This window comes from Sphingopyxis sp. 550A (assembly GCF_053569535.1).
Genome location: NZ_CM131615.1, coordinates 1841671 through 1854519, shown reverse-complemented (window position 1 = coordinate 1854519; position 12849 = coordinate 1841671). Strand labels below are relative to the sequence as shown.

Sequence of the window (12849 nt, the reverse complement as noted above, 5' to 3'; positions counted from 1 at the left end):
AAAATGGCCGCTCCGGATGCCCGCTTCGACGCGATCGTTATCGGCGCGGGGCTCTCGGGCCTCAAGGCCGCGCTCGATTTGAAGCGGGCGGGAAAGACGGTGCGGGTGCTCGAAGCGCGCGATCGCGTCGGCGGCCGCGCGATGCGGGGCGAGATTTGCGGCCAGGTCGTGGATTTCGGCGGGCAATGGGTTGGGCCGCAGCAGACTTTTCTCCTGACCCAGGCGCGCGAACTGGGGATCGACGTTTATCCGCAATATGCCGACGGCGCGAACCTGTTGAGCCGCGACGGCCGCGTCGTGCGTTATGGGGAAACGCCGAAACTTCCCATCGCGTCGCTGCTCGAGCTGGGCCTGATCGCGAGGCGCTGGCGGTGTGACATGGACGCGCTTCCGGCCGAAGCACCGTGGACGGCGCGGCGCGCGCAGGAATGGGATGCGCATTCTCTCGAAAGCTGGACCGCCCGGCACGTGCGAACGTCGGCGGCGCGTTATTTCGTGCGGACGGTCGCGGCGGCGTTGCTTTGCGCCGACGCGAGCCAGGCCTCATACCTATTCTTCCTCGACATGCTCCGGCGCAGCGGGGGACTGGAAACGATGATCGGCGTCGCGGGCGGCGCGCAGCAGGATAAGTTCATCGACGGTGCCTGGCAGATTCCCGAGCGGATGTCGCATCGTCTCGACGGCGACGTCGAGCTGAACAGTCCGGTGGTCGCAGTCGAACAGGATGCGGAGGGCGCGCGTGTCGTCAGCTCGCGCGGCACCTATGCCGCCGACTATGTCATCGTCGCAGCACCCCCGATGCTCGCGTCGCAAATCCATTTCGCGCCGGCTCTGCCCGCGAAACGGGCCGGCCTACTGCGGCGGATGCCGATGGGCGCGGTGATCAAGGTCCATGTCGCCTATCAAACGCCTTTCTGGCGTCATCGCGGCCTCACGGGCTCGGCGATCAGCGGCGACCGCCACTTGGGGACCGTCTTCGATCAATCGCTTGGTGATGATGGTCTGGGCGTGCTTGTCGGGTTGATCGAGGCGCGCCACGCGCTCGCGATGAGCGCCCTCGATCCCGCGGCGCGGTGCAAAGCGGTCGTTGCCGATCTCGTGCACTATTTCGGCTCCCAGGCGTCGCAGCCGCTGGATTATGTCGAGCAGAACTGGCTGGACGAGCCATGGTCGCTTGGGGGCTACGCCGCGCATCTGCCTCCCGGCGTTTTGACCAGCTATGGTCACGCATGGCACGAACCGTGCGGGCGCATCCACTGGGCCGGGACCGAAACCGCGGCTGAATTCCCAGGCTACCTCGAGGGTGCCTTACGCGCGGGAGCGCGCGCCGCCGAGGCTGTGCGGCGCGCGGACTGACACTGGCGAGCAACCGCCTATTTGGCATCGCATCCCAGCGCCAGCGAGCAATATCCGCTTCTTATAATTAGTTATTCATAGCTGTCGGTCTGCAATCGGCCAGTCATACCCATCGAACGCCTCCCCGTTTGTTCGCTTCCCGATCTCGCACCTGCCAACTTCAGGCCTCAAATCTTCTGATGATAAATAGATTGGACTGTTGTCGATCTGCGATGGAGTACAAAAGAAAATGTTAGACAATCGTAGCGAACAATGGCAGAAGAGTTGCACGGACTGAATCATGAATTCAGACGCGCGGTGGAACCGTGTGGGTCCGAAATTACGTGGACGTGATTTGAAAAGTCATTTCAAATACATAGGTTTAAATTAATAAAACCACCCTGTCCGCCACCTTGCTTTTCATGCGCGACTTTATCGCGAGCGGCGATTTTGGGGTGGGAAGCGGACATCTACTAACGGCTCCCGTCATCCCGGCGAAGGCCGGGATCTCACCCTATCGCCATGTCGCACCGGCGAGATCCCGGCCTTCGCCGGGATGACGGGGTTCAGTCGAAAACGGCCATTCAACTCGTCATCGACGAATGTAATCCGAGCCTCGCCCCCTTCCTACACCGCGTCGTGAAAGATCACGCCCAGCGTGAAGCGTTCGCCGCGGCGGATTTCGCTGACGCCATGGCGCAGCTTGACGCGATAGGGGCCGCGGCTGCCCTGGCGCGGGGCCTCGTTGACCGCGAAGATCACTGCGTCGCCCTGCTTCAGCGGCACGACGTGCGGGCGCGACTGCATCCGCGGGCGCTGTTCGGTGAGGACGAATTCGCCGCCGTCAAAATCCGCGCCCGGACGCGAAAGCAGGATAGCGATCTGGAACGGGAAATGGAGTTCGCCGTACAGATCCTGATGCAGGCAATTATAATCGCCGGCGCCATAGCGAAGGATCAGCGGCGTCGGGCGGGGCTGGCCGGCGAGCGCGCATTGGGCGAGGAAGGTAGCATGGTCGGCGGGATAGGCTGATGTCCGCCCGAGCGCCGCCGCCCAATCGTTCGCGAGCCGGGCCAGCGGGGGATAGAAGGCCGTGCGAAGGGCCGCGACGGGATCGGGAAGCGGATAGCGGTAATAGCGATATTCGCCGCGGCCGAAGCCGTGCCGCTGCATCGAGATTGTGCTGCGATAGAGGGCGCCCGCCGCATAATCGGCCCTGAGCGCGGCGCATCGGGCCGCTGACAGCAGGCCGGGAACAACATGCCAGCCTCTGCCCCCGAGATCGGTTGCGAGCGCTTCCCTATCGAGACCGGCTACGCTGCGGGAAATGTCGTGGGTCGGCATGGTCGTCCTTCGGTCAAGGCAGGTGTCGGCCCCCTATCCGCGGTGGAGCGCCGCTCCGCCCCGTTTCTTGCGATCAAATTTCTTTCAAGGCTGGCGCGCGGTGCCTCCGTCTTGAGGTCGGTTCCGGGAACAACCCGGTCGACATCAAAAGAGGGATTTCATGCGCACGACCTTGCTGGCCTCCACCTGCCTTGCCGCCGTTCTGTCCACCACCGCTCAGGCCGAAACGAGCATCAGCACCGCGACCACCACGCCGGTGCGCACCTCGACGGTCAAATCGGGCGCCGCCGACGATGTGAAGATCACCTCGGCGGGATCGGTCAAGCCGACGAGCGGCACCGCCGTCACCATCGACAGCAACAACAAGCTGACCAACGACGGGACGATCCAGATCACCAATTCGGACGACGCGACCGGGGTCTTTGCGAACGGCGGCGTCAGCGGCGCGATCGCCAATTCGGCGACCGGCAAGATCATCATCGACGAAAGCTATGCGCCGACCGACATCGACAAGGACGGTGACATCGACGGGCCCTATGCGGTGGGCAGCGGTCGCACCGGCATCGCGACCGGCGGCGCGTTCACCGGCAATATCGTCAACAGCGGCGAGATCACGATCGAGGGTAATGACTCGGCGGGCATCCGCCTCGGCGGGCCACTGACGGGCAATTTCACCAACGACGGCAAGATTTCGGTGCTCGGCGACAATGCGCTGGGCGTCGGTTTGCAGGACGTGACCGGCAATGTCCGCCTGGCCGGCACGATCACCGCGGTCGGCGAGAATGCGACTGCCGCGCGGCTCGCGGGCAATATCAACGGCGCGCTCGTCGTGCAGGGCACGCTGACGTCGACCGGCTATCGCTATACCACGGCCCCCGCCGACCCGTCGAAGCTCGACGCCGACGACCTGCTGATCGGTGGTCCGGCACTGTCGATCGAAGGCAATGTCACCGGCGGCATCGTCGTCGCGGTGCCCCCGAAGGACACCAAGCCCGACGACAAGGACGAAGACAAGGACGGCATCGAGGACGCCAAGGAAGGATCGGGCGCGATCCAGTCCTATGGCTCGGCGCCCGCGCTGCGCATCGGTTCGGCCAGCCAGGACATCACGATCGGCGCGGTTGCGGGCACCGGAACCGGTCTGGGCCTGATCATCGACGGCACGGTCGTCGGCAACGGCCTCTATGCGGGCAAGGACGCGGCCGCGATCCAGCTCGGCGGCATGGGCCGTAACGTGACGATCGCTGGTGGCGTCGGGATCAATGGCGGTGTGTCGGCGATCTCGAACGGCGCGTCGGCGACGGCGATCCGCGTCGGCAGCGGTGCGACCACGCCCGAAATCCGCGTCGCGGGCAAGGTCGAGGCATCCGGCGGCAAGGACGCCTCCGCCATCTCGACCGGCATAATCGTCGAGGCGGGTGGCGACGTCGCTCTCATCCGCAACAGCGGAGCGATCAGCGCGAAGGCGGCGGGCGATGCCGGCACCGCGCGCGCGATCGTCGATCTGTCGGGCACCGTCGATACGATCGAGAATAGCGGGACGATCAGTGCCACCGGCGCGCTCGCGACCTCGGACCGCAACATCGCGATCGACCTGTCGGCGAATGGCAATGGCGCGACGGTCAAGCAGACCGCGGTCGCCAGCGGCATCGCCGCGCCGAGTATCGTCGGCGACGTCCGCTTCGGCGGCGGCAACGACCTGTTCGACATCGCCGACGGTTCGGTGAAGGGAAACAGCTATTTCGGCGCGGGCGACAATCGCCTGAACCTGTCGGGCGACGCCACCTATGCGGGCAATGCGCGCTTTGGCGCCGGCAACGACACGATGACGCTCGCCGGCACCTCTGTGTTCAGCGGCGCGGCCGATTTCGGCGGCGGCAGCGATACGTTGACCATCGGCGGCACGTCGCGCTTTTCGGGCAGCCTCGCCAATTCGCAGGGGCTCGCGGTGTCGGTCGATGGCGGTACCTTCGACGTGAGCGGCGCGGCGTCGATCGCTTCGCTTGCGGTCACCAACAAGGGCGTCCTGGCGGTGACGCTCGACGACGGCAGCACCGGCACCGCGCTGACCGTCGGCGGCACGGCCAGCTTCGGCGCGGACTCGAAACTCGCGCTCAAGCTGTCGAGCCTCGAGGAGGCCGAGGGCAACCATATCGTGCTGACCGCCGGGACGCTGACCGGCGCGAGCAATCTGACCACCGAATCGACGCTGCTGCCCTTCCTCTACAAGGGCACGCTCAGCTCGAACGCCAATCAGCTCATCGTCAATGTGGCACGCAAGAGCAGCACCGAGCTTGGCCTCAACCGGTCCGAAGCGGGCGCCTTCGACGCGGTGATCGATGCAGTGACTGCCGACCAGAAGGTCGAGGATGTGTTCCTCGGCATCACCAACGGCGACCAGTTCCACAACCAGCTTCGCCAGATGCTGCCCGAGCATGAAGGCGGGGTGTTCGAGACCGTCACCTCGGGCTCGCGCGCGCTGGCGCGGCACCTGCAGGATCCGAACGCGCCGTTCCAGGACGAAGGCAAGTGGCGCTACTGGATCAACCAGGCCGTGTGGGGCACCGCAAAGGGTGTCGGCCAGACCGCGGGCTATAATGTCAGCGGCTGGGGCCTGTCGATGGGTGCCGAGATCAAGAGCGACGTCGGCAACTTCGGCGGCTCGATCGCTTTCCTGAGCGGCAAGGACGGCAACAGCAGCAACGACAATGAAGTGTCGTCGAGCCAGTTCGAAGGGTCGCTCCACTGGCGCCTGCAATCGGACGGATGGCTGGCGAGCGCGCGCGTTTCGGGCGCGCCGATCAGCCTGAAGGGCACGCGCTTCTTCCGCGCCGACGCAGGGGCTGAGGACATCGAAAAGACGATGCGCGGCAAATGGGACGCGACGCTCTATTCGGCGTCGGGCTCGGTCGCCAAGGACGCGCGCCTCGGCGGGCTGACGATCCGCCCCACCGTCGCGGTCGACTATTACAAGCTCAAGGAAGACGGCTATGCCGAATCCGGCGGCGGCGATGCGCTCGACCTGACCGTGCAGGGCCGCAGCAGCGACGAACTGGCGGTGTCGGGCACGGTGGCGCTCGGCCTTCAGTTCGGCGGCACCGACGAATATGACGGCTGGACGCGCTTCGAACTCGAAGGCGGACGGCGCCAGATCGTCGGCGGCTCGCTGGGCGCAACCGTCGCGTCGTTCAAGGACGGCACGCCCTTCACCCTGGTTCCAGAGGATCGCACGAGCGGCTGGGTCGGCCGTTTCCGCGGCATCGCCGGCAATTCGGCCTTTCAGGTCGCCGGCGAAGTGTCTGCGGAAGAACAGCAAAGCCACATCGGCTGGGCGTTCCGTGCGAGCCTGCGGGTCGGCCTTTAATCCCCCATTGGCTGGCCCCGCAGCAAGGGGGAAGCCCCTCCCTACCCCCGCTTCCCCCTTGCCAAGGCTCAAAGGATAAAAAGGAGATGATGATATTATCCGCCGTTCCTGCCCGCCATGCCGGCCCCGCCATGCCGACGCGGTTGCATGGCGCACGCCGCGCGCTATATGGCGGCAGTATCAGGGGGCCGAACAGCACGCGCCGATTGGGCGCGGGCCGACAGACAATGGCATTCCGCGGCAAGCAATCCATGACCGATGCGAGTGATCGAACCGACGCCGTCCAGGGCATCGAAGGCGTGTTGCTCGCCAACCGCGAGCGCATCGTCCGCTTTCTGGACGTGCGTGGCGCGGGTGATGCGGCCGAGGATCTGTTTCAGGATTTGTGGATGCGGCTGACCGAACGCGGCATGGGGCCGATTGCCGAACCGCTCGCTTATGTGATGCGCGCGGCGAACAATCTGATGCTCGACCGCTATCGCTCGGCGCGGCAGAGCGCGCTGCGCGATGCGGCGTGGAGCGACGCGTCGATCGCCGAAGGTCCATCTGCCGAAACGGCGCTGATTTCGCGCGAGCAACTGGTGCTGGTCGAACAGGCGATCGCGGCGACCGGCGAGCGGCCGGCGCGCATCTTTCGCCGCTTTCGCATCGATGGGGTCCAGCAGCGCGAGATCGCGGCCGAAATCGGCATCAGCCTGAGCACCGTCGAAGCCGATCTGCGCAAGGTCTATGCCGCGATCGCCCGGACCCGGAGGCAGTTCGATGTTTGACGATGCGAAAACCGCCGCCGAGGCCCGCGCAAGCGACTGGATCATCCGGCAGCGCGACCCCGCGTTCGACGATTGGGACGGCTTCGCCGACTGGCTGGCCGAAGACCCCGGCCATGCCGACCTCTATGACGCGCTCGCGAGCCTCGACCGTGACCTGGATGCCCTGCCGTCCGAGCGGGCGCCTTCGGTGGTGATCCGGCCGGAAACGCCGCGCCGCCCGGCGCGGCGCCTGTGGCTGGGTGGCGCGGTCGCGGCCGCATTCGTCGCAGCGGTAGCGCTGCCGCAGCTTGGTCTGTTCGGTGATACGAACCGGATCGAGACGGCGGCGGGCGAGCATCGCTCGATCATGCTTGCCGACGGGTCGAAGATCGAGATCAACGGCGCCTCGGTCGTCGAGCTCGACAAGGATCGCCCCCGCTTCGCACGGCTGGAATCGGGCGAAGCGATGTTCCATGTCGTCCACCGTGAAAGCGACCCTTTCCTCGTCGAGGCGGGTGCCGCCCGCATCGTCGACCTCGGCACGGCGTTCAACGTCGTCCGCCGCGACCGCCGGACTTCGGTCGCGGTGTCGGAAGGCGTGGTGCTTTACAACCCCCAGCGCGACAAGGTTCGCGTCGTCGCCGGACAAGCGATCGAGGCCGGCGACGCCGACGCCAAGCCGCCGCAGGTGCATCCCGTCGATGTCGCCAATGTCGGCGGCTGGCGCACCGGGCTGCTCGTCTATAACGACGCGCCGCTCACCACCGTTGCCGAGGATTTGAAGCGTACGGCGGGAATCGAGGTCGCGGTCGCCCCCGGCGCCGAAGGGCAATCCTTCCGCGGTGCGCTGATCATCGACAAGGATCGCGCGCGCACCGTCGCCGATCTGGCCGCACTATCGGGCACGGTTGCCGAACGGCGCGGCAATGGCTGGGTGCTGACACGCTAGCCATGGCGCGCTGGCAAACGCCCCTGCTGGTTCTCGCGCTCGTTGGCCTGCCGGCGCAAGTCGCGGCGGCCGAGGAGCGGGCGTTCAACGTGCCGGGCGGCGCGCTGTCGACGGCGCTGCCGCAGCTCAGCCGGCAGGCGGGCGTCAGCATCAGCGTTGCCGATGCGCGCCTGTGGCAGGCCGACGTCAGGCCGGTGCGCGGACGGATGGACGTGCAGGATGCGCTGAAGCAGATGCTCGCGGGAACCGATGCCCGTGCGGTGCGGGTCAATGCGACGAGCTGGCGGATCGAGCGCCGCACGCCGCCCCCGAAAGTCGCCCATCGCCTGTTGCCGCGGGCCGCGCCGCAACCGCGGGCACGCGAACCGGCGCTGGTCGTTGCGTCGGCGGATGAAGCGATCATCGTCACCGCGAGCAAGACCGACCTTCCCTATTCGCATTTCGCAGGCGTCGCCACCCGGCTGGATGGCGACGATCTCGCGTTCGGCGGCGAGCGCGGAACCGACTCGATCCTGTCGCGCGTTGCGACGATTTCCTCGACCTATCTGGGGGCGGGCCGCAACAAGCTGTTCATCCGCGGCATCGCCGATTCGAGCTTTACCGGTCCGACGCAGGCGACGGTCGGGCAATATCTGGGCGATGTCCGGCTCAGCTACAACGCGCCCGATCCCGACCTCCGCCTCTACGACATCGACAGCGTCGAGGTGCTCGAAGGGCCGCAGGGAACGCTCTATGGCGCGGGATCGCTCGGCGGGATCATCCGTTCGGTCCCCAAGGCGCCCGATCCGCGCGAAACCCGGTTGCAGGCGATCGCCGGGGTTTCGGCGACCCAGCACGGCGACCCCGGCGGCGACATCGCGGGAATCGTCAACGTCCCCGTCGGCGATGGCGGCAGCGCGGTGCGCCTGCTCGGCTATATGCTGACCGACGGCGGCTATATCGATAATCCATTGCTCGGAAAAAATGACGTCAATCGCACCCATATATGGGGCGGCCGCGCCGCCGCTCGGATCGAGGCGGGCGACAATTGGACGATCGACCTCAGCGGTGTCTATCAGGCGATCACGTCCGACGATGCGCAATATGCCGACAAGGATGCGCCGCCGCTGACGCGCAGTTCGCTGGTCGAGCAGAATGCGCGGACGCGCTACGGGCTCGGCACCGTTGTCATTCAGAAGGACTGGGACGGCCTGCATTTCCAGTCGTCGAACGCCGTCGTCAGCCACCGGCTGTTCGAGCGGTTCGACGCCGGAAAGCCGGACGAAGAGCCACGGATACTCGACCAGTATAACCGCACCCGCATGTTCGTCAGCGAAACGCGACTATCCCGCCCCTTCGTCGACGGCTTCGGCTGGGTGATCGGCGCGAGCATCGTCGACAACCGAACCCGTCAACGGCGCCAATATGGCACCGCGCTCTTCCGCGCCGCAGTGCCGGGTGTGACCAACGAGATCACCGAATTCACCGGCTATGCCGAGGCGACGCTTGAACTTTTGCCGCATCTGATCGCGTCGGCGGGCGGGCGGATTTCCCATGCGCGCCTCGGCGGCGAAGCCGATAGCGTCCCCCTTGCCATCGCCATGGCCGGTCGCGCGACGACCGCGCACCGCACCGAAACCGACCTCCTTCCCTCTTTCTCGCTGCTCGCGACGCCATTCGAGAATCTGCGCCTCTATGCCCGCTATCAGGAGGGATTCCGCCCCGGTGGCCTTGCCATCGACGGCGATTTCGTGCGCCGGTTCCGCAACGACCAGGTGCGGACCTGGGAAGGCGGGGTTCGCTTCGGCGAAAAGGGACGGACGCCGTTCGACGCAAGCCTGTCGGTGTCCCACACGCGCTGGCGCGACATTCAGGCGGACTTCATCGACGGCAATGGTTTTCCGACCACCGCCAATATCGGCAATGGCCGGATCACGAGCATTTCGGGTGCGGTTGCCTTCCGTCCGGTCGCCGCGCTCTCCTTCGATCTCGGTGCGGTCTATAACCACAGCCGCGTCGATGAACTGTCGCCACTGGCGATGGCTGCCTTTGCCGACGCCCCTGCCAAGCTGGGGCGCATCCCCAATGTTGCGAGCCATGCGGTGCGAGGGGCGGTGACCTATGTCGCGCCCGTCGGGGCCGATACCGAGCTGCGCGTCAACGGCTGGGCGAATTATATCGGGCCGTCGCGGCTGGGCATCGGGCCGGTGCTCGGCGAGGGTCAGGGGGATTATGTCGACACCGGCCTGGCGCTGCGCCTCGGCACCGAACATCGCGGCCTGTCGCTGACGCTGACCAATATATTCGACGCGCGCGGCAATCGCTTCGCGCTCGGCACGCCGTTCGTCGAGGGCGGCGCGGGCTATATCACCCCGCTCCGCCCCCGGACGATCCGGATTGCCGTCGACGTCGCCTACTGAAATAGCCCCTCCTCTTCAGAGGAGGGGTTGGGGTGGTGGACGCCGGTTCAGGGCACCACCCCGCTGCGACTAGCGGACAAGTCCGCAAGTCTCGCAACCCCTCCTCTGAAGAGGAGGGGCGTTTATGGCGTCAATCCGCCAGCGCGATGCGCTCGTAGCGGCCCAGGTGATGGTCGGCGCTGCCGAACTGGCCCTCGATCATCGTCGCGCGCTTGAAATAATGGCCGATCGCCAGTTCCTGCGTGATGCCGATACCGCCGTGGGTCTGGATCGCGTTCTGGCCGACGAATTTGGCGCCGCGCGCGACCTTGCTCTTGGCCGCCGACACCGCCGCCATGCGCTCGTTCGCGGGCAGGTCGAGCTTCAACGTGCCCATGATCGTCATCGAACGCGCCTGCTCGACCTCCATGAACATGTCGACCATGCGATGCTGGAGCACCTGGAACTTGGCGATCGGCACGCCGAACTGCTTGCGCTGCTGCGTATACTCGAGCGTGCCTTCGTGAAGCTTCTGCATCACGCCGGTCGCCTCGGCGCAGACCGCGACCGTGGCTTCGTCGACGATCTGCTCGATCAGCGGCAGGCCGGTTCCCTCGCCGCCGAGCAGTGCGTCGCCGGGGATCGCGACATTCTCGAAATAGATTTCGGAGGCGCGATTGCCGTCGACGGTCGGATAGTCGCGGCGGACGATGCCCGGAAGATTGGCGTCGATCAGGAACAGCGACACGCCGTCCGTGTCGCGCTGGCCGCCGCCGGTGCGCGCGGTGACGAGCAGATGCGTCGCCCACGGCGCGGCATAGACGACGCCCTTGTGGCCGTTCAGGACATAGCCCGCGCCGTCCTTCTTCGCGGTGGTGCGGAGGTTCGCGAGGTCGTAGCGGCCTTGTGGCTCGGCATAGGCGAAAGCGACAATCGCGTTGCCCGCGATGATTTCGGGGATCATCGCATCGGCCTGCGCGCCGCCGACGGCCTTGAGCGCGCCGCCCGCGATGACGACGGTCGGCAGATAGGGCTCGATCGCGATGACCTTGCCCAGTTCCTCCATGATGATCGCATTTTCGAGCGCGCCGCCGCCAAGGCCGCCCTGCTCTTCGCTGAACGCGGCGCCGAGCATCCCCAGTTCCTGCGCGAGCGCGGTCCAGATCGCGGGATCGCGGCCCAGATCGCCATTGATGAACTTCTGGCGCGTTTCGAAATCATAGGTGTCGGCCAGAAAGCGCGACAGCGTGTCGCGGATCATGTCCTGCGTTTCGGTGTAGGTGAAATCCACTATCTTATCCTCTATTCCACCGTCATCCCGGCGAAGGCCGGGATCTCGCCGCCGCATCATGGCGAGAGGTCGAGATTCCGGCCTGCGCCGGAATGACGTCGATTATTCGATCAAAGGCCGAGCACCATCTTCGCGATGATGTTGCGCTGAATCTCGTTCGATCCGCCATAGATCGTCGTCTTGCGGACGTTGAAATAGGTCGGCGCGGCGCGATGGGCATAGTCGGGCCCGATCGGATGCTCGTTGTCGCCCTCCCCGAAACCGCGGAAATAGGGCGCGCCATAATGGCCGACCGCTTCCAGCGTCAGTTCGGTCAGGCGCTGCTGGATTTCCGAGCCCTTGATCTTGAGCAGGCTCGATTCAGGTCCTGGTCCCTTGCCGGCATTGGCACCGGCGAGGCTGCGCAATTCGGTGAATTCGAGCGCGGTCAGGTCGATTTCGAGTTCGGCCATCTTGCGCTTGAAGAAGGGGTTCGCGAGCAGCGGCTGATCGCCGTCGAGTTCGGTGCGCGCGATTGCCTTCACCTTTTCGACCCCGCGCTTCGATGCCGCCACGCCGGCGATGCCGGTGCGTTCGTGCGCGAGGAGGAATTTGGCGCAGGTCCAGCCCTTATTCTCTTCATAGACGCGCTGGTCGACGGGGACGCGGACATCCTCGAGGAACACTTCGTTCACCTCATGCTCGCCGCCGAGCGTGATGATCGGGCGAACGGTGATGCCGGGCGACTTCATGTCGATGAGGAGGAAGCTGATGCCTTCCTGCTGCTTCGCATCCTTGTCGGTACGGACGAGGAAGAAGCCCCAGTCGGCATACTGCGCCATCGTCGTCCAGGTCTTTTGCCCGTTGACGACATATTCGTCGCCGTCCCGCACCGCGACGGTGCGCAAGCTGGCGAGGTCGGAGCCCGAACCGGGTTCGGAATAGCCCTGACACCACCAATCCTCGCCCGACAGGATGCGCGGCAGGAAGCGCGCTTTCTGTTCGGGGGTGCCGAAGGTGTAGATGACGGGGCCGACCATCGCGAGGCCGAAGGGCATCAGGCGGACGCAGTCGGCGCGCGCGGTCTCCTCCGACCAGATGAAGCGCTGCGTCGGCGTCCAGCCGGTGCCGCCATATTCGACCGGCCAGGCGGGCGCGACCCAGCCCTTCTTGTAGAGAATCTTGTGCCAGGCGAGGAAGTCCTCCTTGCTGAGCTCGTCGCCCTCATCCTGTTTGCCGCGCAGGTCGGCGGGGTAATTTTCGGCGATGAACTCGCGCACTTCCTTCTGGAAGGCGAGGTCTTCGGGGCTGAACTCCATGTCCATTATCGATTCTCCCATTGGGCCATGGCGCCCTTATAGGAGGCGCTCACGTTTACGTAAAGGTAAGTTGCAGGCCGCAACGCTTTATGAAAGACTGCGCCGGGCTTTGCGTCTTGTCCAGAGAGACAAGACTATCGC

The 12849-nt window shown here is 65.7% G+C and carries 8 protein-coding genes; 5 read left to right on the top strand and 3 right to left on the bottom strand.

The window, feature by feature from the left end; translation table 11 throughout:
- Positions 1-3 precede the first annotated feature (3 nt).
- Positions 4-1356: a flavin monoamine oxidase family protein gene (locus tag ACVENA_RS08920; protein WP_449328504.1), complete on the top strand. Its 1353-nt coding sequence runs from the start codon at positions 4-6 to the stop codon at positions 1354-1356.
- Between the two features lie 606 nt (positions 1357-1962).
- Here ACVENA_RS08920 and ACVENA_RS08915 read toward each other — a convergent pair.
- Positions 1963-2679 carry a 2OG-Fe(II) oxygenase gene (locus tag ACVENA_RS08915; RefSeq protein WP_449328503.1) on the bottom strand — a complete coding sequence of 239 codons (717 nt, stop codon included), beginning with the start codon at positions 2677-2679 and terminating at the stop codon, positions 1963-1965.
- Between the two features lie 160 nt (positions 2680-2839).
- On the opposite strand from ACVENA_RS08915, the gene ACVENA_RS08910 reads away from it, so the two are divergent.
- The 4 genes from ACVENA_RS08910 to ACVENA_RS08895 all read left to right on the top strand — a co-directional run bounded on the left by ACVENA_RS08910 (position 2840) and on the right by ACVENA_RS08895 (position 10140).
- Entirely contained in the window at positions 2840-6043 is a 3204-nt protein-coding gene (locus tag ACVENA_RS08910; protein WP_449328502.1) for an autotransporter outer membrane beta-barrel domain-containing protein, read from the top strand.
- Between the two features lie 86 nt (positions 6044-6129).
- Complete coding sequence (locus ACVENA_RS08905; RefSeq protein WP_449328501.1) at positions 6130-6813, top strand: RNA polymerase sigma factor; 684 nt, start codon at positions 6130-6132, stop codon at positions 6811-6813.
- Positions 6806-7741: a FecR family protein gene (locus ACVENA_RS08900; RefSeq protein WP_449328500.1), complete on the top strand. Its 936-nt coding sequence runs from the start codon at positions 6806-6808 to the stop codon at positions 7739-7741. Before ACVENA_RS08905 ends, ACVENA_RS08900 begins: the two co-directional genes overlap by 8 nt.
- Positions 7742-7743: 2 nt before the next feature.
- Positions 7744-10140: a TonB-dependent receptor domain-containing protein gene (locus ACVENA_RS08895; RefSeq protein WP_449328499.1), complete on the top strand. Its 2397-nt coding sequence runs from the start codon at positions 7744-7746 to the stop codon at positions 10138-10140.
- Between the two features lie 130 nt (positions 10141-10270).
- On the opposite strand, the gene ACVENA_RS08890 is transcribed toward ACVENA_RS08895, so the two are convergent.
- Positions 10271-11410, bottom strand: a complete 1140-nt coding sequence (locus ACVENA_RS08890; protein ID WP_449328498.1) for an acyl-CoA dehydrogenase family protein — start codon at positions 11408-11410, stop codon at positions 10271-10273.
- Positions 11411-11520: 110 nt separating this feature from the next.
- Positions 11521-12714 (bottom strand): acyl-CoA dehydrogenase family protein, encoded by a 1194-nt coding sequence (locus ACVENA_RS08885; protein WP_257550157.1) that lies wholly within the window; start codon positions 12712-12714, stop codon positions 11521-11523.
- Between the last annotated feature and the right edge of the window lie 135 nt (positions 12715-12849).